Source organism: Streptomyces sp. NPDC050147 (assembly GCF_040660195.1).
In the GTDB taxonomy this organism is placed as follows: domain Bacteria; phylum Actinomycetota; class Actinomycetes; order Streptomycetales; family Streptomycetaceae; genus Streptomyces.
The window spans coordinates 102,225-125,852 of record NZ_JBFALJ010000014.1; the positions used below are offsets into that span (position 1 = coordinate 102,225).

General features: G+C 70.6%; 21 protein-coding genes and 1 pseudogene. 12 read left to right on the plus strand and 10 right to left on the minus strand.

The genetic code is table 11. From position 1 onward, the window contains the following. Positions 1-14 precede the first annotated feature (14 nt). Complete coding sequence (locus AB0I94_RS22265) at positions 15-1,343, minus strand: APC family permease (RefSeq protein WP_363311330.1); 1,329 nt, start codon at positions 1,341-1,343, stop codon at positions 15-17. A 151-nt stretch (positions 1,344-1,494) separates the two neighbouring features. On the opposite strand from AB0I94_RS22265, the gene AB0I94_RS22270 reads away from it, so the two are divergent. Then, complete coding sequence (locus tag AB0I94_RS22270) at positions 1,495-1,950, plus strand: SRPBCC family protein (RefSeq protein ID WP_363311331.1); 456 nt, start codon at positions 1,495-1,497, stop codon at positions 1,948-1,950. Between the two features lie 90 nt (positions 1,951-2,040). Next, the gene (locus AB0I94_RS22275; RefSeq protein ID WP_363311332.1) at positions 2,041-3,618 is read left to right on the plus strand and encodes an NAD(P)/FAD-dependent oxidoreductase; all 1,578 of its coding nucleotides are present in this window, start codon (positions 2,041-2,043) and stop codon (positions 3,616-3,618) included. Positions 3,619-3,670: 52 nt separating this feature from the next. Here AB0I94_RS22275 and AB0I94_RS22280 read toward each other — a convergent pair whose 3' ends face one another. Then, entirely contained in the window at positions 3,671-4,534 is an 864-nt protein-coding gene (locus tag AB0I94_RS22280; protein WP_363311333.1) for an SDR family oxidoreductase, read from the minus strand. A gap of 512 nt (positions 4,535-5,046) precedes the next feature. Between AB0I94_RS22280 and AB0I94_RS22285 the strand changes: the two genes are divergently transcribed. Next, positions 5,047-5,274, plus strand: a complete 228-nt coding sequence (locus tag AB0I94_RS22285) for a DUF5133 domain-containing protein (protein WP_363311334.1) — start codon at positions 5,047-5,049, stop codon at positions 5,272-5,274. A gap of 26 nt (positions 5,275-5,300) precedes the next feature. Here AB0I94_RS22285 and AB0I94_RS22290 read toward each other — a convergent pair whose 3' ends face one another. The 3 genes from AB0I94_RS22290 to AB0I94_RS22300 form a co-directional block, all read right to left on the minus strand. Beyond that, positions 5,301-5,714, minus strand: a complete 414-nt coding sequence (locus tag AB0I94_RS22290) for an SsgA family sporulation/cell division regulator (RefSeq protein ID WP_363311335.1) — start codon at positions 5,712-5,714, stop codon at positions 5,301-5,303. Positions 5,715-5,898: 184 nt separating this feature from the next. Beyond that, a complete protein-coding gene (locus tag AB0I94_RS22295) occupies positions 5,899-6,225 on the minus strand; it encodes a plasmid stabilization protein (RefSeq protein WP_363311336.1) in 327 nt (108 codons plus the stop codon). Positions 6,226-6,343: 118 nt separating this feature from the next. Continuing rightward, on the minus strand, positions 6,344-6,571 hold the full coding sequence (locus tag AB0I94_RS22300) for a DUF5133 domain-containing protein (protein WP_363311337.1): 228 nt from the start codon (positions 6,569-6,571) through the stop codon (positions 6,344-6,346). A 497-nt stretch (positions 6,572-7,068) separates the two neighbouring features. On the opposite strand from AB0I94_RS22300, the gene AB0I94_RS22305 reads away from it, so the two are divergent. The 6 genes from AB0I94_RS22305 (at position 7,069) to AB0I94_RS22330 (ending at position 15,877) form a co-directional block, all read left to right on the plus strand. Beyond that, the gene (locus tag AB0I94_RS22305) at positions 7,069-8,313 is read left to right on the plus strand and encodes a cytochrome P450 (RefSeq protein ID WP_363311338.1); all 1,245 of its coding nucleotides are present in this window, start codon (positions 7,069-7,071) and stop codon (positions 8,311-8,313) included. Positions 8,314-8,383: 70 nt separating this feature from the next. Continuing rightward, complete coding sequence (locus tag AB0I94_RS22310; protein ID WP_363311339.1) at positions 8,384-8,626, plus strand: hypothetical protein; 243 nt, start codon at positions 8,384-8,386, stop codon at positions 8,624-8,626. A gap of 226 nt (positions 8,627-8,852) precedes the next feature. Continuing rightward, positions 8,853-9,608, plus strand: a complete 756-nt coding sequence (gene arsM, locus AB0I94_RS22315) for an arsenite methyltransferase (protein ID WP_363311340.1) — start codon at positions 8,853-8,855, stop codon at positions 9,606-9,608. A 276-nt stretch (positions 9,609-9,884) separates the two neighbouring features. Further along, complete coding sequence (locus AB0I94_RS22320) at positions 9,885-11,774, plus strand: ATP-binding cassette domain-containing protein (RefSeq protein WP_363311341.1); 1,890 nt, start codon at positions 9,885-9,887, stop codon at positions 11,772-11,774. A 265-nt stretch (positions 11,775-12,039) separates the two neighbouring features. After that, entirely contained in the window at positions 12,040-14,991 is a 2,952-nt protein-coding gene (locus tag AB0I94_RS22325; RefSeq protein ID WP_363311436.1) for a family 16 glycoside hydrolase, read from the plus strand. A 196-nt stretch (positions 14,992-15,187) separates the two neighbouring features. Beyond that, positions 15,188-15,877, plus strand: coding sequence for a DUF899 family protein (locus AB0I94_RS22330; protein WP_363311342.1), 690 nt, complete (start codon positions 15,188-15,190; stop codon positions 15,875-15,877). Between the two features lie 37 nt (positions 15,878-15,914). Here AB0I94_RS22330 and AB0I94_RS22335 read toward each other — a convergent pair whose 3' ends face one another. Then, positions 15,915-16,046 carry a hypothetical protein gene (locus AB0I94_RS22335; protein WP_363311343.1) on the minus strand — a complete coding sequence of 44 codons (132 nt, stop codon included), beginning with the start codon at positions 16,044-16,046 and terminating at the stop codon, positions 15,915-15,917. A 75-nt stretch (positions 16,047-16,121) separates the two neighbouring features. Next, on the minus strand, positions 16,122-17,369 hold the full coding sequence (locus AB0I94_RS22340) for a glycosyltransferase (RefSeq protein ID WP_363311344.1): 1,248 nt from the start codon (positions 17,367-17,369) through the stop codon (positions 16,122-16,124). A gap of 316 nt (positions 17,370-17,685) precedes the next feature. On the opposite strand from AB0I94_RS22340, the gene AB0I94_RS22345 reads away from it, so the two are divergent. Beyond that, positions 17,686-19,389, plus strand: coding sequence for an ABC-F family ATP-binding cassette domain-containing protein (locus AB0I94_RS22345; RefSeq protein WP_363311345.1), 1,704 nt, complete (start codon positions 17,686-17,688; stop codon positions 19,387-19,389). Between the two features lie 103 nt (positions 19,390-19,492). Here the strand turns inward: AB0I94_RS22345 and AB0I94_RS22350 are convergent. The 3 genes and pseudogenes from AB0I94_RS22350 to AB0I94_RS22360 form a co-directional block, all read right to left on the minus strand. After that, positions 19,493-19,886, minus strand: a pseudogene (locus AB0I94_RS22350) (hypothetical protein); the annotation flags it as partial. A 31-nt stretch (positions 19,887-19,917) separates the two neighbouring features. Further along, positions 19,918-21,036, minus strand: a complete 1,119-nt coding sequence (locus tag AB0I94_RS22355; protein ID WP_363311437.1) for an ABC transporter substrate-binding protein — start codon at positions 21,034-21,036, stop codon at positions 19,918-19,920. 449 nt (positions 21,037-21,485) lie between these two features. Then, the gene (locus AB0I94_RS22360; RefSeq protein ID WP_363311346.1) at positions 21,486-22,229 is read right to left on the minus strand and encodes a haloacid dehalogenase type II; all 744 of its coding nucleotides are present in this window, start codon (positions 22,227-22,229) and stop codon (positions 21,486-21,488) included. Between the two features lie 100 nt (positions 22,230-22,329). Between AB0I94_RS22360 and AB0I94_RS22365 the strand changes: the two genes are divergently transcribed. Both AB0I94_RS22365 and AB0I94_RS22370 read left to right on the plus strand, forming a co-directional pair. Continuing rightward, on the plus strand, positions 22,330-22,911 hold the full coding sequence (locus AB0I94_RS22365) for an ABATE domain-containing protein (RefSeq protein ID WP_363311347.1): 582 nt from the start codon (positions 22,330-22,332) through the stop codon (positions 22,909-22,911). Between the two features lie 91 nt (positions 22,912-23,002). Further along, positions 23,003-23,626 (plus strand): helix-turn-helix domain-containing protein, encoded by a 624-nt coding sequence (locus AB0I94_RS22370; RefSeq protein ID WP_363311438.1) that lies wholly within the window; start codon positions 23,003-23,005, stop codon positions 23,624-23,626. Positions 23,627-23,628 lie beyond the last annotated feature (2 nt).

The window sequence follows — 23,628 nt, forward strand, 5'->3', positions numbered from 1 at the left end:
GGCACCGCGCGGACTCAGGGGCGCCGGCGCCGGCGTACGGCGGCGACGGCGCCCAGTACCGCGCCCACCAGCAGGACGGCCCCACCCCGCAGCCACACCTCGCGCTCGATCTGCGTCGCGAGCACGACGCAGGACACCGCTCCGAGCACCGGTACGACCGTCGGGGCCCGGAAGTGGTCCCGCGGGGTGGCGTCGTCGCGACGCAGCACCAGAGCCGCCGTGTTGACCAGGAAGAAGACCACCAGCAGGAGGAGAACCAGAGTCGAGGCGAGCGTCGACACGTCACCGGTCAGCGCGAGCAGCAGTGACAGCGCGGTGGTCGCGGCGATCGCCGCCCACGGCGTACGCCTGCCGGGCAGCACCTTGGTGAGGAAGCCCGGAAGCAGCCGATCACGTGCCATGCCGTAGGCGAGGCGCGAGGACATGATGCCGGTGAGCAGGGCGCCGTTGGCGACGGCGACCAGGGCGATGGCGCTGAACAGTTCCGTGGGGACGCCGCCGGCCGCCCGGACGACTTCGAGGAGCGGTCCGCTGGACTCGACGAGGGTCTTGGTCGGCACGGCGGCCGCCGCGGCGGCACCCGCCAGTGCGTAGACCGCTCCCGCGGTGATCAGCGCGCCGAAGAGCGCCCGCGGATAGGAGCGGCGCGGATCACGCGTCTCCTCCGCCACGTTGACGGAGGTCTCGAACCCGACGAACGAGTAGTAGGCCAGGACCGCCCCGCTCAGCACCGCTGGCACGGGTCCGTGTTCCGGTGTCCCCAGGTCGGTCAGCCGCCCTACGTCGCCGTCGCCGCGCAGCACGATCCACACGCCGAGCCCGATCACGACCAGGAGTCCGCTCACCTCGATGACGGTGGCGACGACGTTGGCCCGTGTCGACTCGCTGATCCCCCGCGCGTTCAGCAGAGCGAGCGCGGCCAGGAACACCACCGCGACGAGCGCCACGGGAAGGGTGACGAACTCCGCCAGATAGTCGCCGCCGAATCCGCGCGCCAGGGCGCCCACCGACACGATCCCGGCGGCCAGCATGCAGAAACCGGCGAGGAACCCGGCGAAGGGCCCATAGGCCAGGGTCGCGTAATGCGAGGCGCCGCCGGCCCGGGGGTACTTCGTGGCGAGTTCGGCGTAGGAGGCGGCCGTCAGCAGCGCCAGGCACAGCGCCACGACGAGGGGCACCCACACGGCGCCGCCCGTGTCGGCCGCGACCTGGCCCACCAGGACGTACACGCCCGCGCCGAGGACGTCTCCCAGGATGAAGAAATAGAGCAGCGGGGCGGTCAGTGCCTTCTTGAGCGGAGTCGACGAGTCGGACGCCGCTGTAACGGTGCTGGGTGATTTCACGCGCACACATGTACCCGGTTCGGCGTCCGGCAGACGGCGAACCCCTCGAACGCCTGCGAGGGTGAACAGGAATGACGACGAACGGGCCGGGTACCGGGGAGCCGTCGCATCCGACGCAGCTTGCCGCGTCCGAGGAGGACTGGAGAGTCGAATGGCCGTACGACACCGATTGATCAAACGGTCCGTGGCAGACGTCTGGGCGGTACTCGCGGACGGTTCACTCTACGGAGACTGGGTAGTGGGCACGGCCCGGTCGGAGCCCAAGGAGGGCCGTTGGCCCGAGGTCGGCTCCAGCATCACGTACACCGTGAAGGTGGGCTGGCGGACCCTGTCGGGAACGACGACCGTCCGGCGGTGCGAAGAGCCCCGCATCCTGGAGCTCGAGGCCGACAGCGGATGGCTCGGTGCCGCGCGGATCGCCGTCGACGTACGCCCCTGGGGTGAGTACGCCCTGGTCATCGTCGACGAACACCCGCTGACCGGGCCTGGCGGGATGCTCCACAACGTGGCCGTGGACGCGCTGATCCAAGTGCGGCACCGCGCGATGCTCGCCCGACTGGCGGATGTCGTGGAGAAATCTTCGAAGCGCACGTACGAATCGGCCTGAGAGCCGTTCGAGCAGGTGGACGCAGGGCCTCGCGGCCCCGACACACGATCGATGGGCTCGATGAGCTCGCGCGAACGTCAGGAGTCAGGAATGCCGGACGCGGTGGTCATCGGCGCGGGGCCCAACGGTCTCGTCGCGGCGAATCTGCTCGCCGGTGCCGGATGGAGCGTGGAGGTTCTCGAGGAACAGGACGAGCCGGGCGGCGCCGTCCGCAGCGACCGCGGCGTCCATCCCGACTACGTGAACGACCTCTTCAGCACCTTCTACCCACTGGCCGCGGCCTCCCCGATCCTGGCGGACCTGCAGCTCCAGCAGGAAGGCCTCAGCTGGAGCCACGCCCCCCGCGTACTGGCGCACCCCCTGCCCGACGGCCGGTGCGCGGTGCTCGCGCGCGGGGCGGCGGAGACGGCGGCGGGTCTTGACACGTTCGCGGCGGGCGACGGCGCCGCCTGGCTCAATCTCTGCGCCACCTGGAACCGCGTGGGCCCCGACATCCTCGGAGCTCTGTTCACGCCGTTCCCGCCCGTACGGCACGGCCTTCGCCTCGCCGCCAAGCTGCGGGGCGCCGGCGGTCTGCGGATGGCCCGGACGATGGTGCTGCCGGTACGGCGCCTGGGCGAGGAGGAGTTCCGCGGCGAGGGCGGCCGGCTCCTGCTCGCGGGCAACGCACTGCACGCGGACCTCGGCCCGGAGGCGGCCGGCAGCGGAGGCTTCGGCTGGCTGATGTCGATGCTCGGCCAGACATACGGCTTCCCTGTCCCGGTCGGCGGCGCGGGCGCGCTCACGGCGGCCCTGGTGCGCCGACTCGAACGGTTCGGAGGCGTGGTCCGGTGCCGGGAGCGCGTGAGTGAAGTCGTCGTGCGGGGAGGTCGCGCTGTCGGTGTGCGCACCGCCGGAGGCGAGAGCGTGCCCGCCTCCCGCGCGGTTCTCGCCGACGTGTCCGCTCCCGCCCTGTTCGGCGAGCTGGTCGACGAACGCCACCTGCCCGGGCGGCTGCTGGGGGATCTGCGCCGGTTCCAGTGGGACTTCGCGACCTTCAAGATCGACTGGGCGCTGAACGGCCCGGTGCCCTGGACGGCACCGCAGGCGGCCACCGCGGGGACGGTCCACCTGGCCGACGGCGTCGACGGGCTCACCCGGTTCGCGGCACAGATCGCCATGGGGCAGGTGCCCGAGCACCCCTTTCTCCTCTTCGGGCAGATGACCACCACCGACGCCTCACGCTCACCGGCCGGCACCGAATCAGCCTGGGCCTACACCCATGTCCCGCAGCGGATCAAGGGCGACGCGGGCGCCGACGGCCTGTCCGGATCCTGGGACCGGCGGGAACAGGAAGCGATGGCGGACCGGATGGAGAACGAGGTGGAACGCTGGGCGCCGGGATTCCGCTCCCGCATCCGGGCCCGGCGCCTCCTCGCCCCGCCCACCCTCCAGGCCATGGACGCCAATCTGCACGGGGGCGCCATCAACGGCGGCACGGCCTCCGCCCACCAGCAGTTGGTGTTCCGCCCCACGCCGGGTACGGGCCGCCCCGAGACCCCGGTCAAGGGCCTCTACCTGGCATCGGCCGCCGCCCACCCCGGCGGCGGCGTGCACGGGGCCCCCGGTGCCAACGCCGCCCGCGCCGCGCTGCGGGGCCGACTGGACCGCCGCTTCCGACGAAGCTGACCCGGTGTTCACGGGATCCGCCGCGTTCACGTGATCCGCCAGCGCGCGGGACTCAGTCGGGGATTTCCGCCGCACGTCCGCCGGGCCCGAGCAGGCCCGTGGGCGAGAACTCCGAGCGCATCAACTCCTGGCGCGAGTACTTGCTGACGAGCGGCGGCAGCCCGGCCCGAACCGCCTGCAGGGCACGGAGCCAGCCCGGTACGTACACGGTGGCCGACCGGCGTTCGATGGCGTCCACCAGGCAGCGGGCCACCTGGCCCCGGGGGTATACCTTGCGGGCCGGCGGCGGCATGTGCGCACGGAGTTCGCGCAGCACGGCGAGCCGGTCGGCGTCACGGATCATGTCCGTGTCGGTCCAGCCCAGATAGGCGGTGCCCACGCCCACGCGTCGCGGGGCCAGCTCCGCGCGCAGCGAGTGGGTGAGGGACTCCACGCCCGCCTTGGAGGCGCAGTAGGCGCTCATCAGCGGCGCGGCGCCGATGGAGGCGAGTGAGGCGATCTGCAGGAAGTAGCCGCGGGTGTCGAGCAGTTGGGGCAGAAAGACCCGAGCGGTGTTCGCGCTGCCCACCAGATTGACGTCGATGACGCGCCGCCAACTGGCGGGATCGGAGTCGACGAACGGCCCGCCCTCGGCGACCCCCGCATTGGCGACGACGACCGAAGCGGGGCCCTGACGATCACGTACCTCGTCGGCCACGCGCGCCATCGCCGCGTCGTCGGTGACATCCACGTACCAGTGCCGCGACGGCGTAGGAAGCTCCTGGGCCACTCGGGCGAGTGACTCCTCCTCCAGGCCGAGCAGCGCCACCGCGGCTCCCCTGGCCGCGAGCTCTCTGGCCACGGCCTCTCCCACACCGCGCGCGGCGCCGGTCACGACAGCTGTGCGACCGCGCAGGACATGCTTCCGGTCGGTCACGAGAACTCCTCCGGGTGAGAGGGCAGCGACGGGTGCTCCACCCGCCAGGACGCACACGGTCATGGTGGCAGGCGGCGCCGGGGGCCGCATACCAGGCGTCGGCGGTCGCAAACCCTTGACGCGTGCGGCTCACGTCACAGCGCCGGGTGGCGTTCGGCGCGCTCTCGTGGGCACACTGACCTTGAGGTCGGGAAGCAGCCGCGCCCAAAAGCCCCTGCTTCCACGGAGCAGGTGTTGTTCTTCCTCAACCCCCATCCACAGAAAACCCCGCCCCGGCGGGGATTTCGTCGACCTCGGCGAAAGAGTCGAGACCGGGCAGGAATCCGGCGCCCGCCGCCCTGTACCGGCTCGCGCACCGTGGTTGTGGACAGGTACGCGCCGATAGTCACCTCGCCCACTCTCCGCCTGCCGTGGTGCGCGCACGCACGCGCAAAAAGGGCGGCCAAGTACCCCCGCACCACTGCCTGTCGAGGGCGTGTACCACCGCCCGCTGAGAGCGAAGGAGACCTGCCGTGCTGATGGCCGACCCGAGAGTACTGCGCGACCTGGTGGAGCAGTACGACGCACTGAGTGCGCTGCATGCGCGGAACGGGGCCGTCGAGGCCCGCAAAAGGCTCGAGGACATCGCGTACACCCTCTGCGTCTCCACCGGCACCCGTGACGTGCGGTCGGCGCTGCTGGCCGCCCGGGCGCAGATGACCATGGCCGAGGGTGAACCGGAGGCCCCGCAGCCCGTGTGAGAGGTCTGTCGGGCCGCGGCGCTCGTTCAGGACGCTGTCAGGAGCGCTGTGACCAGCTCGTCCAGGCCCAGCGCCGCGCTCTCCTCGGGGGCGGGCAGGAGAGCGTACGACTCACTGATGAACGCTTCGACGGGTGCCCGCTCAAGTTCGCTGCGGACCCGTCCGTTTGGGGACGTGAGAGTCACGAGCACCCGGTGACGCCCCGTCGGGCGGACCACGACGTCGCCTTCGCCCGCGCACGCTTGAAGCCCCGACGCCAGCAGATCCCTGGAGAAGACCCAGGTCGTCGGGGCCTGCTCGGCCGAGGGCGGCGGAAACGCGAGGCTGACGGCCAGCGGGTCGTTCGTCGTGTACGTGAGGTTCAACTCGGCTTCGAGCACGAAATCGAGGGCGTCGACGCACAGGTGTGACCTGATGGGGCAGGTGAGGCTGGATTCCATGGGACACGGGGTTCCCGGCAGTCGCTCATGCATGCACAGCGTCAGCTATCCGAGTGACGGACGCGTCGGAGGTTGACGTGGCCTGCCCCTGGCCTGCTCGTTGAGCGCATTCGCGACGCCGTGACCCCGCTCGGCGTACGGACGGCGCCCACGGCGGTACCCACCGCCGTGGGCGCATGACCGCTCAGCGGCCGAGCGCCTTCTTCAGCTGCTGCTTGTTCATCGACGAACGCCCGTCGACGTTCTTCTTCTTGGCCTCTTCGTAGAGCTGGTCCTTGGTGGGGCCCTGCGACCCGCTGTGCGAGCGCTCTCCGCCGCGCTGTGGCGCGGACTTCGGGTCCTTGGTCGACGTCTTGCTGGCGGTCTTCGACTCCCCGGAGCGGGCCCGCTCCTTGTTGACCGTGCGCGCCGCCATCTCCTTGGCCCGTCCCTCGGAGGAACCGCGTTCCTCGGCACTCTCCTTGATGTGTTCGTACTGACGCTCACGCTTATTGCTGGATCCAGCCGGCATGCCGACCTCGCTTTCTTGATGGCCCCGGTCACGGCGTGTGCTCGCTGTGGCCGGATTTTCGGGCAATTCCCAGTCTCACACCGGTATCCGTGCTGCGCCCGGTCAAGCATTCCGCGATTCAGGCGGACAAGCGGGCGTCTTCCCGCGAGTGCACTCCCGCGAGTTGGGCACGCGCCGCGGCGAGAGCCGTCTCAGGGGTGCGTGTACCCGTCGAGACGCACAAGGTGTACGAGACGTCGTCGAGTTGGCGCCGCACCTCCGCCGAATTCTCTCTGGCCTGCAGATGCCGGAGCGAGGCATGTGTTTCGAGCAGGGACTGCAGGAACGTGGGGTGAGGCCTGAGCACGGGGTGCTCCTTTCAGTGGTTGCGATGAAATGCCGCTGGCCGACACATGGTGCCCGTGCGGGCGATCGGTATTCACAGCACTTCGGAACGGATTTCTCTCTGTTCGACGCCGCTCACAGGGCGATCGGCAAGGGACGGCTCGGGCCATGCCGGTCAGTCCATTCCTCTGGGCAGGCACACAGCTCCGTACAGCACCCGCCTCAGACGCCTGATCGTTCGCACGGGCTGTTCCCTCCTCCGGTCCGTCCGGCCTCCCTGTCCGGCTGTCTTCCCTGTGCCCCGGAAACGCGCTCGTCCATCGGGCCCAAAGGCCCGCGCGGGGGTGACTTTCGAAATGCATGATGGGGGCCCACCAGGGCACCCGCCCCGTGATCGCGAAGCGTTCAGTGCCGCTCCAGTGGTGTTCGTGCCGTGACCGGCAGAGGCTGGAGCCCGGGTCTCGCTGAGCGGCTGGAGCGCGAGTCCCGCTGAGCGGAAAGTCATCCAGGAGGAATCTGATGCTGGACAGCACCCTGCCATTCCTGTCGCGGGGGTACGCGTGGCTTCCCGATCTGAGCCGTCGCAAGGGCCCAGGACCCGTCCGTACACGCCTTCTGGGTAAACCCGCCATCGCACTGCGGGGGCCGGCCGCCGTCACGTTCTTCTACGACGAGAACCATGTACGGCGGCGTACCGCCCTGCCCGAACCGGTGCTGAGCACACTGTTCGGCAAAGGTGCGGTACACACCCTCGACGGGTCGCAGCACCGCGGACGCAAGGCGCTCTTCGTCTCGCTCCTCAAGGACGCGTCCGGCGTCGCCCGTCTGGCGCAGCAGGTGGCCGAGGAGTGGGAGCGGTCGAGCAAGGAATGGACGCGCCGACCGCAGGTGACGCTGTTCGACGAGGTGAGCCTCCTGATCACGCGTGCCGTGTGCCGGTGGGCGGGAGTGCCTCTCGCGGAGCGCCCGGACGACGACGAGGCACGCTGCACCGCGCGGGATCTGGTGGCCATGGTCGACGGATTCGCGACCGCCGGCCCCCGGCACTGGCGGGCCCGGCGGGCCCGGCGCCGTCAGGAGGAGCGCCTGGCCGCGCTGGTGGAGGAGCTGCGGGCGGAAGAAGGCACCGCGTCGGCGGACGGGGCGCGGCCCGACTCCGCGGTGCGGGCCGTGGCCGTGCACCGCGACGCCGACGGCGAACTCCTCGATCCGCGGACCGCCGCCGTCGAGATCCTCAACGTCATCCGTCCCACCGTCGCCGTCACCTGGTACACCGTGTTCGGCGCCCATGCGCTGCACCGCCATCCCGCACTGCGACAGCGCCTGGCCCAGGACCGTGACGGCTATGCCCGGGCGTTCGCCCACGAGCTCCGGCGCTTCTACCCCTTCGCGCCGTTCGTCGCTGGACTGGCTCCCGAGGATCTGGAGTGGCACGGCGACGCTGTCCCGGAGGGCTCCCTCGTCCTCCTCGACCTCTACGGACAGAATCACGACCCCGAGCTGTGGCACGACCCCTACCTGTTCGACCCCGAACGTTTCGTGGGCCGCGAACCCGGTCGCGACGAGCTTGTTCCGCAGGGCGGCGGAGACGCTTCCGAGGGCCACCGCTGCCCGGGCGAGGACATCACCTTGGCGGTGTTGAGCACCCTCCTCCCGCGTCTCGCCCGGCTTGAGTACGACGTGCCCGACCAGGACCTGCGCATCCCGCTGAACCGGATGCCGACGAGGCCCCGCAGCGGCTTCGTCATCACTGCGGCGCACTGACACGCGCTGACTGGCACGGACACGTGCGCTGCTCCCCACCACACCCGAACCAGACGGATGGAGGTCCGCCATGAACCACAAGCACGGCAAGGAGCACGAGAAGGGCCAGGAGCCGAAGCACGCGGAGACGGCCGCCGAAGAAGTCTTCGACGAGGCGGAAGACGCGGAAACCCGTGTGCCCGGCGAGGAACGGGACAGCAAGAAGGACGGCGAAGCCGCGGACGCGCTCACCCCCAACCCCTCCGCGCAGGATGATGTCCAGCGCGGTGACGCTCACAGGGAACGCGGCGGCGAGGGCGGGCGACAGCGGTAGCGGCAGCGGGCGCAGTGGTCGATCCTCTCGACCGGACTGCTCGGCGGGTGTCCGCGTGTCCGCGCCCGGTCGTCGTCAAATGTCCCGACCGCGCGACACAGCCCCTGTCCTGTTTCGACAGCCTTCTATGTTGACAGTCCTCGATCCAAGGCGCACGGTTGTATCGAGATGCATCGATGCAGCTCGCTCCGGTCCTGCCGGGCCCCCTCATCGAGGAGCCGCCGCCATGAGCGACAACGCCGAACTGCGCGAGAACGTCCGCCGCCGCTATGCCGCGGCCGCCGTCCAGGTCACCGAGGGCGGCACGGCCTGCTGCGGCCCGTCCGTGATCGAGGCCGACGACAACTTCGGCTCCGCCCTCTACGCCGAGGGAGAGCGCGACGAACTGCCGGCCGAGGCCGTCGCCGCTTCCCTCGGCTGCGGCAATCCCACCGCCGTCGCCGATCTCCACGCGGGTGAGCGGGTGTTGGACCTCGGCTCGGGCGGCGGTATCGATGTCCTGCTCTCCGCCCGCCGCGTCGGCCCCACCGGCAGGGCGTACGGCCTGGACATGACCGAGGAGATGCTCGCCCTCGCCCTCGAGAACCGGAAGAAGGCCGGTGCCACCAACGTCGAGTTCCTCAAGGGCGCCATCGAGGCCATCCCGCTGCCCGCGAACACGATCGACGTCGTGATCTCCAACTGCGTGGTCAACCTGTCGACCGACAAGCCCGCCGTGTTCGCCGAGACCTTCCGCGTCCTGACCCCCGGCGGCCGCATCGGCATCTCCGACGTCGTCGCCGACGACACTCTGACCCCCACGCAGCGCGCCGAACGCGGCGACCACGCCGGCTGCATCGCCGGCGCGCTCTCCTTCGCCGAATACCGCCGAGGCCTCGAAGCCGCCGGATTCACCGGCATCGAGATCACCCCCACCCACGCGGTCGCCGACGGCATGCACTCGGCCCTCGTCCGCGCCACCAAACCCGCTGCCCGCAACTGACCGCTCCACGGGAGGACTTGAACGCCCCGACGGTGACGGACACCGCGCCCCACCCGCCGGGGCGGAACCCCGGACACCGGCGGTCGGACATCGGCGATTCGGCCAACCCGGCGTCGCCCCGCGACCGCTCCAGCACGCCGTCCACGCGCGACGCCCCTTGTGGCTGAAGGGCCCCAACCAGTCCTGAATCGAGCGCGTTCGATTCCGTCGTCCTGTCGTTGAACCCAGCACCGCCGAGCCATCCAGGTGCGGCACGCTCCCCATGGAGGGACGCAGGTGACTGTGAACGACACCTCGACCGACTACGTGAAAACGCCACCCCCTCCCCCGCCCGCCACCCTCACCTTCGGCGGGAAGCACGGCAAGAACCCCCTGTCCGAGGCCACCTTCGGCACCATGTGCAGGCGCCTTCCCTCCGTGCTCAGGCACACCGCGCGGATGGCATGGGCCGTGGACAGGCCCGGCGTCGTACTGCTCCTCGTCTGCCAACTCCTCACCGGCGTGGCGGCCGCCGTCGTCCTGGCCTTCACCGCGCAGGCCATGACCCACATCCTCGGCACGGGCAGCGTGCCCGAACGCCTGCACATGGCGCTCCCCGCCCTGGTGGTCGTCACGGCCGCCGCCGCCATCGGTCGTATCAGCGGCGCCGTGTCGTCGTACGCGGACGGGCGGATCACGCCACTGCTGATGACGGAAGCGGACATCGCCCTCGTCGCCGCCGTGTGCCGCGTGGAGTCGTCCGCATACGGTGAGGACGGTTTCGCCGACCGGCAGGAAGCCGCCGAAGTCGGGGTCACACGCACGCGGATGATGGTGCAGGACGCCCAGCGGTTCATGTCGGCCGTGATCCGGATGATCGCCGCGAGCGGGGTGATCACCGCGCTGCATCCGCTGATGCTGCCGCTGGTCCTGCTGGCCGTGCTGCCGGCCGGCGCCGGGGCCGTGCTGTCCGCGCGCGTCGACTACGAGACCCACTACCTCAACGTCGGCGACAGGAACGTCAGGTCGATGATGCGCTGGTGGGCGACGTACTCCCGGCACGGCGACGAGGTCCGGGCGAACGGCATGACCGGCTACCTCATCTACTGGTACCGCGCCCTGTCCGACCGGATCGACCGACGCACCCTGACCGCGGCCCCGCGGATGCTGCGCATCGTTCTGGTCACCAGCGCCCTCGGCGGCCTCTTCCTGCTGGGCACGTGGGCCGCTCTCGCCTGGCTCGCCACCACCGGCCGGGTCGCTCTGCCCGTCGCGGCGACGGCGGTGGTCGCCGTCCAGACCACCCTGGCCGCGCTCTCCCAGTCCGTCATCCATGGCGCCGCGATGTTCCATACGTCGCTCTACCTGGCGGACATGCGGTCGTTCCTCGACATGGCGGAGGAACGCGCTCCCCAGCGCGGTGACCTGACCCTCCCGGAGCGCGTGGACGAGATCCGCCTCGACGAGGTCGTGTACCGCTACCCCGGCAAGGAGGAACCGGCCGTCGCGGGCGTGTCGCTCACCCTGCGCCGGGGCGAGATCCTGGCCGTCGTCGGGGAGAACGGCTCGGGCAAGTCGACCCTGGCCAAGCTCTTCACCGGCATCCTCCTCGCCGACAAGGGCCGTGTCCTGTGGGACGGAACCGATCTCGCCCAGGCCGATCCCGACTCCGTGTGGCAGCGCACCGCGCTGGTCCCGCAGGGCTTCGCGTGCTGGCCCCTGCGCGCCCGCGAGAACATCACCCTCGGCCAGCCGAGGACGTACGACGACGGGCCGGTGTGGGATGTCGTCGACGCCGTAGGGATGCGCGAAGCGATCGAGGCACTGCCGCGGCAACTCGACACCCTTCTCGCCAAGGAGCTCTGGGGCGGCGCCGAACTCTCCGGCGGCCAGTGGCAACGGCTCGTGTGCGGCCGCGCGCTCTACCGGCAAACACCGCTATTGATCCTGGACGAGCCGACCTCACAGATGGACGCGCGCGGTGAGCACGCGGTCTTCACGCAGATCAAGCAGATCGCGGCCGAGCGCATGACGATCGTCGTCACCCACCAACTCGAGAACACACGGCTCGCCGACCGCGTCCTGGTGATGGACAAGGGCCGGGTGATCGAGCAGGGCACGTACGAGGAACTCGTGGGAGGCGGCGGCCTGTTCGCGGACCTCGTCGCACTGGCCAAGGACCGCTGACGGCAGAGCTGTTCCCGCGTCCCGACACCCTTGGGGCAGTTCCGTACGGCTCGGTCCGGCACCCGTCGGCATCTGTTTTTCCTTTCTGTGGACAAAGTATGGACGCACTCCGGCACCATCCCTACGCTGAGCGTCGCTTTGCCACATAAATCTGCGTAACCCCCGTAGGAACCACGCAGGAGGAAGAGTGAAGCCACGCCCCAAGCCGATATCCGGCACCACCCGTCGCAGGGCTCGAAGATCCACCGGTCTGTTGCTCACGGCGATGCTCTGCGGCGGGCTGGTGGCGCCCGCCGTCGGCGCCGAGGACGACCCGCGGCCGTTCGCCGACCTGCCACCGCAGGAACCCGGCGTCACCCTGCGGGTGTTCGACATCCAGTCCCCGCTCGACAAGCTGTGCGACCTCAAGCCCGCACAGACCCCGAACGTCGACAAGTTGATCCCGACCGCCGACTGGACGTCCACCGAAGGCTTCGGGTTCAGCAACAACTTCGTGTCGCAGATCATCGGCAATCTGAACGTGCCCGAAGCAGGCGCGTACACCTTCCGGTTGATCAGTGACGACGGCTCACGGCTCTTCGTCGGCGACCAGCAGGTCATCGACCACGACGGAAAGCACGGCGCCGAGCCCAAGGACGGCGAGATCACCCTCAACGCCGGCTACCAGCCGCTGCGCATCGACCACTTCGACGCGGACGGCGAGCAGCAGGTCACCCTCCAGTGGAAGCCGCCGGGCGCCGACGAGTTCAAGGTCGTGCCGAACTCCGTGCTCAGCACGGACGCCGACGTCGTACGCGTCACCGCGCCCGGCCGCAAGGAGTGCGAGGGGACGCTCGACACCCCCGGCGACGGTCTCCCGCTCACCGAGGTCAACCCCGGATACAAGCTGACGGACCTGCGCCCGAAGGGCTTCGAGCCGCAGGTGTCCGCGATGGACTGGCTGCCCGACGGGCGGCTCGCGATCTCCACGTGGGGCGGCAGCACCGAGACGAAGGGCGAGGTGTACCTGCTCGACAACGTCACCGGTGACACCGGCCCCGAGAAGGTCACGTACAAGAAGGTCGCCGACGGGCTCAAGGAGCCGATGGGCATCAAGTACGTGGACGGCAAGCTGTACGTGTCGGAGAAGCACCAGCTGACCGAGTTGAACGACACCAACGGCGACGACGTCGCCGACGACAAGGAGAAGATCGCCGAGTGGCCCTACGGCGGGAACTTCCACGAGTTCGCCTTCGGACTGCTCTACGACGAGGGCGACTTCTATCTGAACCTCTCCGTCGCCATCGACTACGGCGGCGCCACCACCGACCCGCAGCCCGCCAAGGACCGCGGCACGACCATCAAGGTCAACAAGAAGACGGGCAAGGTCAGTTACCTCGCCGGCGGCCTTCGCACCCCGAACGGCATCGGACGCGGCCCCTCGGGGGACCTCTTCGTCGCCGACAACCAGGGTGGCTGGCTCCCGGCGTCGAAGCTGGTACACATCAAGCAGGACCGGTTCTTCAACCACTACATGAACCCCGACGGGCCGTTCGACGACCAGCCCGTCACCAAGCCGGCGCTGTGGCTGCCGCAGAACGAGATCGCCAACTCCCCCAGCACGCCGATGCAGTTGAAGAAGGGCCCGTTCGCCGGACAGATGGTCTTCGGTGACGTGACCTACGGCGGATTGCAGCGCGCCGATCTGGAGAAGGTCAAGGGCGAGTACCAGGGCGCCGTGTTCCGGCACACCCAGGGCCTGGAGTCCGGCATCACCCGGATCAGCGAAGGGCCCGACGGGGCGATCTACACCGGCGGCCTGGGCGCCGACGGCAACTGGGGCCAGGCGGGCAAGCTCCGCTTCGGCCTGCAGAAGCTGACGCCGAACGGCAAGACGGCCTTCGACATGAAGACCATGCGTGCCACGCGGGACGGATTCGAACTCACCTACACCAAGCCCCTGTCGGAGGAGACCGCGGCCAAGCTGACCAAGGGCGCGTACTCCGTCGAGCAGTGGCGCTACGCCCCGACGCCGGCCTACGGCGGCCCGAAGGTCGACGAGGAGTCGCTGCCGGTCACGTCGGCGAAGCTGTCCGACGACCGCCGCAAGGTGAAGCTCACCATCCCGGGTCTCAAGGCCGACCGTGTCGTCCACGTGCGCTCCCCGCGCCCGTTCTCCTCCTCCTCGGGCGAGCAGCTCTGGTCCACGGAGGCCTGGTACACCCTCAACGCCAAGCCGGGCCCGGCCGAGCCGGTCACCACGTACGACGCCGAATCGGCAACTCTGGCCGGCAGCGCCGGCACCGACACCGAGCACACCGGCTTCACCGGCGCGGGCTTCGTCGACGGTTTCGGCGAGCAGGGCGCCAAGGCGAGTTTCGACGTCCAGGTGGACAAGAAGGGCACGTACGACGTCGGGCTGCGCTACGCCAACGGCCCGCACCCCTTCACCGGTACCAAGACGATCAGCGTCGGCGTCAACGGCGCTGCGGCCAAGCAGACGAGCCTGCCGTCGACGGGCCAGTGGAACCGCTGGTCCACCAAGACGGAGAGACTCGAACTCCGCAAGGGCCGCAACACCATCACGTACGCGGTGGGGGCCGGGGACACGGGGCACGTCAATCTCGACGCGCTCGACGTCCGCCGCCCCGGAGCCCGGATCGACCTCTTCTCGGGCGGCAGCATCGCGTCGGCCTGGCAGCACACCGACGGCCGCAGCGCCGAGTGGCCGCATGCCGCCGAGAAGTCCATGGAGGTCTGCTGCGGGGACCTGCGCACGAAGCAGCACTTCGGCGACTTCAAGCTGCACGTCGAGTTCCGTGTGCCGAAACTGCCGGACGACGTCACCGGGCAGGACCGCGGCAACAGCGGGGTCTACCTCCAGGAGCGGTACGAGGTGCAGATCCTGGACTCGTACGGTGTGCAGAAGCTCGCGAACAACGAGGCGGCGGCGATCTACCAGAAGAAGGCCGCCGACCTCAACGCCTCGAAGGCGCCGGAGACCTGGCAGACGTACGACATCACCTTCCGCGCCGCCCGCTTCGACGGGGACGGCAAGAAGACGTCGGACGCCCGGGTCACGGTGGTGTGGAACGGCAAGAAGGTCCACGACGACGTGGCGGTCGACGGCCCGACGGGCGCGGGTGACCCGGAGTCGGCGGCAGCGGGAGCGATCCGCCTGCAGGACCACGGCAACAAGGTCCGCTTCCGCGACGTGTGGGTGGAGCCACTGTCCTGACCGATCCCTGCCGGCGGCTCCTGGGCCGCCGGCAGGGCCGAGTCAGTAGTCGATCCCCGACCGCTCCCGCCGCCACGATCCCCGCTGGAAGAACAGGCGCCGGGCTCAGTGGTTTTTCTCGCCGTCGTCGCCGGAAAGCGATGAATTCCGCGAACGCGCACGGTCTGTATGGGCAAACCGCGTTCCGGAGGCACTCATGACCCTCAAAGCACTGCCGCCCGTCGTCGATGCCGCGACCTGGCAGCGACACCTCGACGACCTGCGCGTACGGGAGAAGGCCGCGACTCGGGAGCTGGACGCGATCGCCGCACAGCGTCGCCGGATGCCTGTGGTCGAGATGCCCGACTACACCCTCGACGGCGAGGAGGGGCCGGTCCGGCTGGCCGACCTCTTCGACGACACGACCCAGCTGATCGTCTACAACCACATGTGGTTCCCCGGCAAGGAGTGGCAGTGCCCGGGCTGCACGGGGTTCACCTCGCAGTTCACCCGTCTCGAGTTCCTGGAGGATTACGACGCCAGGTTCGTCATCGTCACGCAGGGTCCGATCGCCGAGGCCCTCGCGTACAAGCGGCGGGTCGGGAACCGGATGACCTGGTACTCCACCGCGAACAGCCCGTTCGGCAGCGACGTGGGCGCGCCTCCCGGCGGCGGATTCGCGGTCAATGTCTTCCTGCGGGACGGCGGCACCGTCTATCGCACCTGGCACACCAGCGGCCGAGGCACCGAGCAGCTCAGTCACACCTTCGCGCTGATCGACGTGTTGCCGTACGGGCGGCAGGAGGAGTGGCAGGACTCGCCGGAGGGCTGGCCGCAGTCCCCCACCTACAGCCGATGGGCCGGCTCGGAGGAGATCGCAGTGCGCTACGGCCCGGGGATGTCGTAGCACCTCACGCCTGCGGCGTCAGTCTCCAGGGCCGGGGCTACCAGCCGTCGGCGGCAGCAGGCGCACGCCTGCGCTCGCGACACGCCTTGCGGAACTCCAGGCACACCCAGACGCCTACGGCGGCGACGGTGGCGAGGACGGTGATGCCGACCATGAACGGGATGATCATGTGATGAGCGTAGCCCCCCGGGCGTCCGGAGGTTCCGGCGCCGTCTCATGTAGGAGACATGGCGGCTTCGGCTCCTCAGCGCTTACCGATCCGTTCGATGGCTCTCAGGACCTGGTGGGTGCCGTCTTCGCGGGCGATGGCCGCGGCCGTCTCCTGGGCGCGGGCGCGCAGGGCGGGGCTCTGGACGGCTGTGGTGATCGCCTGGGTGAGGCGGTCGGCGGTCAGGCGCTGGTAGCGCAGCGGACGCGGCGAGAGGCCCAAGGTGTGCAGGCGGGAGGCCCAGAAGTGCTGGTCCAGTTGGACGGGGACGAGGACGGAGGGGGTCCCGGCACGCAGCCCCGCCGCGGTGGTGCCTGCGCCGGCGTGGTGGATGACGGCGGCCGTCCTGGGGAACAGCCAGGCGTGGGGCACTTCCTGCACCGTGATCAGGTCGTCGCTCTCGGCGTGCAAGCCGCTCCACCCGGCCTGGATGATGCCGCGCACCTTCGCGCGGCGCAGGGCATCGGCCAGCAAGGTGCTCAACCGCTCGGAGTCGGCGGTGACGAAGCTGCCGAAACCTGCGAACACCGGCGGTGGTCCCGCGTCGAGGAAGTCCAGCAGCCGTGCCTCGGGCTTCCAGCCGGGCGTGGTCCGAGGCCACCAATAGCCGCCCACCTCATGTCCCGAGGGCCAGTCCGCGGGGCGGGGGACGATGCGCGGACTGAAGCCGTGCAGGACGGTACGCCCGTGCGGCAGGCTCAGCGGTCCGCTGAATCTCCGGCGCGGCAAGCCCAGTTCGCGACGCAGGGCGCCGACCGCGGGGGCGAAGATCGGATCGCTGCCGAGCCACAGCGCCTGGGAGGCCAGGCGGTTGCCGCGGGGCCCGAAGGAACGGGCCCCGGTGATGAGCGGCGGGAAGGCGCCCGTGGGGTGGACCGGCTGGAGGTAGACCCCCATGCTCGGCAGGCGCAGTGCCTCGCCCAGCGCCGCGCACATGGGGTCGGTGACCGTAGAGCTCAGCACCACGTCGGCGCCCTCGCGCACAGCCTCCGCGACACCGGCCGTCAACCGGGGCATGAACGCCCGTGCCATCCGCATCAACCGCGCCATGGCCACAGGCGGGCTGACCGCTCGGGCCAGGCCCTGGCCGTCCTGTGAGGCCAGTTCCTGCCGCGGGTCGACGGGCAGGGGCCGAAACCCGAGGCCGTGGGCAGTCACCGCGTGCGCGAAGCGCTCATGGGTGGCAAGGACCACCTCGTGGCCCGCCGAGCGCAGTCGCACGCCCAGTCCGGTGTAAGGGGCGACATCGCCCCAGCTTCCCGCGGTCACGATCAGTACGCGCACCGCGCCAGGATGTCAGACCGGGGTGGCCCCGAGCCGGGGACGACGGGACCTGAAGGGGATGCGTCGGTGCGTCGGTGCGTCGGTGCGTCGTCCAAGACTTCGGCGTACGCCGCTCGCGGCCCCGGCTCCGCTGACCCAGCGGCCGGAGCGGCGATCCTGCTAGCCTGATCGTTATGGCACGAGGTATCTGGTCGCAGAAGGTCCGCTCCGCCCGCTGACGGCGGCGCCTTCTCCCTGTTGAATCCGCCGCCGTTCCGGTTCCCGCCGGGCGGCCGCTTTCTGCTGCCCGGCTCCACTGCGAGCTGCGGAGCATCCGTTGAACACCTCTCCTCTCCCCGAAGCCGTGTCCCTGCCCGTCGAGGCCGGCGGCAGTGCGCACGTCCGCGCCCAGGGCCTCGCCGTCACCCGCGGGTCCCGGCGCGTCCTGAACGACGTCTCGGTCACGCTCTCCGCCCGGTCACGCATCGCCGTCGTGGGCGAGAACGGCCGGGGCAAGACGACGCTGCTGCACGTCCTGGCCGGACTGATCGCACCCGACGAGGGCACCGTGCACCGGGCCGGGACGATCGGCCTGGCCCGCCAGGAGCTGTCCGTGCGCGACGGGGAGACCGTAGGCACTCTGACCTCCCAGGCGCTGGCCACCTCGCTCGCGGCCCTCGCCGCGTTGGACGAGGCGACGCTCGCCATGGCCGAGGGCGACGCCGGCGCCGATGACCGCTATGCCGCCGCGCTCGACGCCGCTACCCGGCTCGACGCGTGGGACGCCGAACGCCGCGTCGACGTCGCCCTGGAAGCGCTCGGCGCATGCACCGACCGCGATCGCCCCCTGTCGACGCTGTCGGTCGGGCAGCGCTACCGGGTCCGTCTCGCGTGCCTGCTCGGCGCGCGGCACGACATCCTGCTCCTCGACGAGCCGACCAACCACCTCGACGCCGACGGCCTCGACTTCCTCACCCGCAGGCTGCGCGAGCACGACGGTGGCCTCGCTGTCGTCAGCCACGACCGGGCGCTGCTGCGCGATGTCGCGAACCGGTTCCTGGACCTCGACCCGTCCCGCGACGGCAGGCCGCGCCTCTACGCCGGCGGCTATGACGCCTGGCAGCACGCCCGCCGCCGCGACCGGCAGCGCTGGGAGCATGATCATGAGGAGCAGCAGGCCGAGCACCGGCGGCTGCACGACGCCGTCTCGGCGGCCCGCGACCGGCTCACCACCGGCTGGCGGCCCGACAAAGGGACCGGCAAGCACCAGCGCCAGTCCCGCGCCCCCGGCGTCGTACAGGCACTGAAGCGACAGCAGGACGCCCTTCAGGCGCACCGGATCGACGTGCCGCAGCCGCCGCCCATGTTGCGGTGGCCGGACCTGGGCGTCCGACCGGGTACGCCGCAGCTACGGGCGCACGGCCTCGCGGTCGAGGGACGGCTGCGCGAGCCGGTCGACCTCACTCTTGACGGCGGCGACCGGCTCCTTGTCACCGGGCCCAACGGCGCCGGGAAGTCCACCCTGCTCGCGGTGCTTTCCGGTTCCCTCACCCCCACGCACGGTCACGTGCGGACGGCGAAGGGCGCCCTGATCGTCCAGGTCACCCAGGAGACCGCCCGGCAGGACCCCGGTCTCACCGCTCACGAGGTGCACGCCCGTCACGTCGGACGACTGGTGGCCGGCGGGGCGATCCGGGACGCCGACGCCGTCCCGCTCGGGGCGCTCGGGCTACTGGACGCCGAGGCGATGCGCACCCCGGTCGGGCACATGTCGCAGGGCCAGCAGCGGCGTCTCGATCTGGCACTGGCGCTGGCCGGGCGGCCCGGACTCGTCCTGCTCGACGAGCCGACCAACCACCTGTCGGCCGCGCTGGTCGACGAGTTGACCGACGCGCTGCGCGGCACGAGCGCCGCCGTCGTCGTCGCGACGCACGACCGGCAGCTCTTGCGGGACCTGGCTGACTGGCCGCGTCTGGCGGTGGGGGAACCTCGGACACCGAGGTCTGATGCGCGACCCGCTCACCCGGCGGACAGTCTCTGACCCCATCCGCCTGCTCGGCTGCTCGCCTGTCCGCCTGTTCGCCTGTTCGCCTGTTCGCCTGTTCGCCTCTACAGCCAGTCGTGTTCCCGCGCGACTCCGTCGGTCAAACGTCCCGGAACCGGCCCTGGACCTCGGGCAGTTGACGAAAGTCAGCTGCCCGGTAGGTGGCGACGGCTCCGCCGTTCGAGCTCGGCGTGCGGACCGTCGCACTGGACGAGCCCATCTCCCGCAGTGCGGCGGCAGCGGCGACAGTGATCGCCTTGCCGTAGCCCGTCTTCGGCCGGCAGATCCTGGTCCAGCGCGGCCATCGGCGCCTCGATGTTCACCTTGCCGTGCGGCAGTACGCCATGCTGCGGCTCGGTCACGTCCTCCACCAACCGGCGGGCCAGCTCCTCGTCCCGCCAGGCGTCCGGCGCGATCGTCAGTCGCAACAGCCCTGGCCCGTCCAGCAGTCCGCCGGCGAGCATCTGCCCGTCCCGGCTCCACGTCCGAACCGCCGCGAGGATCTCGGCAACCGGACCTTCGCGCTCAGCCGGCGTGAAGGATCCGAAAGCGACCGGGTCGCCCCGGATCTCGGTCGACGACTTGGATCGGCGCCCGAGCCCACTGCCAGACGCTGATGCCAGGCGTACGGGAGAACTGGATCCGCCCCCGGGTGCCTTCGACCGCGACGCGCGGCCAGCATTCGGCGATGCGTGCCCGGTCCGCGCCCTGCGAGCGCAGAACCTCGGCGAGGACGGCGACAGTGTCGTAGCCCTCGAAGGCGACGAAGGAGGGCGCTTCACCGAGCCGCTCACGAAGAAGCGTCTCGACACGCGCGCCGAGTGGGCTGAGGCGCTCGGGCAGATAGCGCAAGAACGGGATCGCCGCCCCGTCGTCGCCCAGCGACACCGCCCATTCGGCGAACTCCGGCTGCCCGGCCGGAGCACCGATCTGGATCTTTGCGAGGCGCGGATCGCGGCGAACGGACCTGACGATCGGCACGGCCGGTTCCGGGTGGCCGACCAGCAGCAGGAGGGCTGTCGCGCCGTGGTCGACGAGCGCGTCGCACACGGTCGCCGGGGTGAGCGCGCTCATGTCGAGTTCGATGACGGTGCCGCCGCGTGGAGCGAGGTGGTCCCGCAGAATGCTCGTCCCGGACGCCCAGTAGACACTCGGCTGTGCTGCCACGGCGATTCGGCTGTGGCCCGCGCCGAGGAGGAAGTCCGCATAGACCCGCCAGCCTCGGGACTGCGGCGGGGGAAGGCGCGCCACCCATTGCGTCGGCTGCTCGGTGAGCACGTCGAGAACCGCCGACGAGCAGAGAAACGGCAGGCCGAGTGCGTCGGCCCGAACGGCGGCGGCGCGGGCCACAACGCTGTGGTACTCCCCCACCACGGCAGGCACGCCCAGGGCGGCCAGTTCGTCCACGGCCGCCGCGGCTTTCCGTGGATCAGCCGCGGTGTCTCGGACGACCAGCTCAAGTGGCTGTCCGGCGATGCCGCCGGCGTCGTTGACTTCGTGAACGGCAAGCTCAAGCCCAGCGAGCAGTTGTCTGCCTGCCTCGACCCAGCCAGGCCGAGTCAGCGGAACGAGAGCGCCGATCCGAACGGATGCCCCGTCAGCTCGTCCGGCTGCGGCTGGTGACGGTGATGGTGGCGTACTGATCATGCCGGACATTGCATCCAAGGCTCTCGCCGACAGGCAACCGTTTTCCGCGACCGCGACGACTGGAACTTCGTTGCGTCCAGAGCGTTCACCGGCAGAACCTCAAGCTGAAGTTGACGTCAAGACATTCATCGACGACCACTCGATGTGCCCAGCCGTCACCACTCCAGAGCCCGACACCACACGCCCATGCGGCTCAGTGCGGCCGACAGACGTGGGCGTGGTGCACGCGGCGCCACCGTGCGGTACAGTTGATCTTGAGCCTGCGGCCGGAGAACTCCCGGCGGCGGGCCCCGCGTTGGTCGTCCAAGGAAAGACGCCCCGCTTCCTGCGGGGAAATGCAGGTGCAAGGCCTGCCCAGCGCTCAGGGCGAAGCCCCGGACTTCCTCACGATGTCCGGGGCTCTCCGCTGCCCCTCCGCTGCGCCACCTCCGGCTACGACACGTCCGCTACGCCGCCTTCAGTGCGGCCGCCAACTCCTTCAGGCTCTCCACCCGCCAGTCGAAGGAGTCGGTACTCGTCGGCGGGTCCCCCACCGGCCGCTGGACGTACGCCGTTCGCATGCCCGCCTCCTGCGCCCCCCGTAGATCCCACGCATGCGCGGCAACCATCAACACCCGCCCGGCCGGGCACCCCGCCGCGTCGATCGCGAGCCGGTAGACCTCCTGCGCGGGCTTGTACGCCCGCACCTCCTCGCCCGACAACGCCTGATGCCAGCGCAAGCCCGCGTACGCGTTCAACCGCAGCAACGTCCCGCGACTGGCATGCGAAAGACCCAGCACCGGAACCCGCCCCGCAAGACGCGCGAGCCCGGCAACCGAATCCCCCCACGGCCGCAGCCGCCGCGACGCCCCGGCCAGCCGCGCGATGGCCACCGGATCACTCAGCCCCACGTACTCGGCCACACGCTCGGCTGCCTCCCGGTCGATGACATCACTGTCGGCATACGTACGGACCCCCTCCCCGATACGCCGCTGCTCACGCTCCACGTGCTCCCGCCAGACCGCGAGCGCGCGCTCCACAGACACCCCGCCGGACGACTCGGCGCCGTACGACTCGACGCCGGACGCCTCGACCCCGGACGCGGACACCGCCTCCCCCAGGGCCGACCGCAGCCCTCCGGACTCATCCACCATCGTCCCCAGCACATCGAAGACGATCACCTCGATATCGACGTCGCCCCTACCAGGCATCCGCTCTCCCCTTTCACAGCAGTTCGGCGAGCAGTTCGGTGCGACGGAAACGGATACCGATCAGGATCCTCTCCGTCACCGGTTAAACAGGTGACAAGAGATGAGTGTTGCCCCGCCCCGCGTCACCGGTCAAGATGGTGACGTGCACTTCGCCTTCGTGAGCGGCAATCCCGCCCTGGACCTGGTCGCCACCGTGGAATCCCGCCGCGACCAGCCCCGCGACCTCCTGACCACCCCCGCCGACCTCGAACAATGGGTGACGGCCTGCGACGAGCTCCCCGATCAGGTCAGCATCGACGCCCCGGCCCTCGCCGACGCCCTACTACTGCGTGAAGCCATCCATCAGCTCGCGCTCGACCGCATGCACGGCCGCCGCTACGACCCGGCCGGCCTGGACATCCTCAACGACGCCGCCGCCGGGCCGCTCCCCGCTCTCCGGCTCGAAGACGCGGGCATCCACCGGACAGGAGATCTCACCTCCGCGCTCACCCACATCGCGCGCGGCGCCATCACCCTGCTCGCCGACCCCCGCACGTGCCTCAAGGAATGCGGCCGCCCGAGCTGTACCCGCCTGTACCTCGACCGCTCCCGCGGTGCGCGTCGCTCCTGGTGCGGCATGCAGTCCTGCGGCAACCGCGTCAAAGCCGCCGCCTACCGAGCCCGCAAGAACACCACCCCGTGAAGCAGCACCACCGGCCCGACGCCGGCCGCGGGGGCCGCGGGGGCCGGGGCCGCGAAGCCGGACAGAGTGGTCGTACTACCCTTCCAGCGTGATGAACCCCTCCGAGCCCCATGGTCCGCGGTCGGCCGCCCGCGGCAGCGCGGCGGGCGCCGCCCGTCCGGCCAACCAGGGGCGGCGGGTGGCGGCCCGCAATCGGGCGGCCCTCATCGCCGCCGCCCGCGAGGTGTTCGCCGAGCAGGGTCTTGACGCACCGCTGTCCGCCGTCGCGCGCCGCGCCGGGGTGGGACAGGGCAGCCTCTACCGGCATTTCGCCGACCGGATCGCGCTGGCCTCCGCCGTCCTGGACGAGAACGTCCAGCAGATCGAACAGGCCGCGGACGAGCCCGACGCGAGCCCGGCCAGCGTCCTGGGCGTGGTCACCTGGCACCTGACCCGGTCGACGGCGTTCGTCGACCTGCTGCGCATACGCGGCTCGCGTGGCGACGGCGCACAGGCCGAAGCGCTGGCAGGGCGCGTCCACAGCGTCCTGTCCCGGTGCCTGCCCGCCGGGCATCGGCTGTCCGCCGACGACGCCATGCTCGCTGTCTCGATGGTCTCCGGGGCCGTCACCGGCCCCACCCCGGCCGAGCGGGAGCGCCGCGCTCTGGCGGCCTGGCGCCTGCTCGGCGTCGACGTGGGGCCGTTGCGGCCCGTCGAGACCGACGTGGAGTCGTGAGC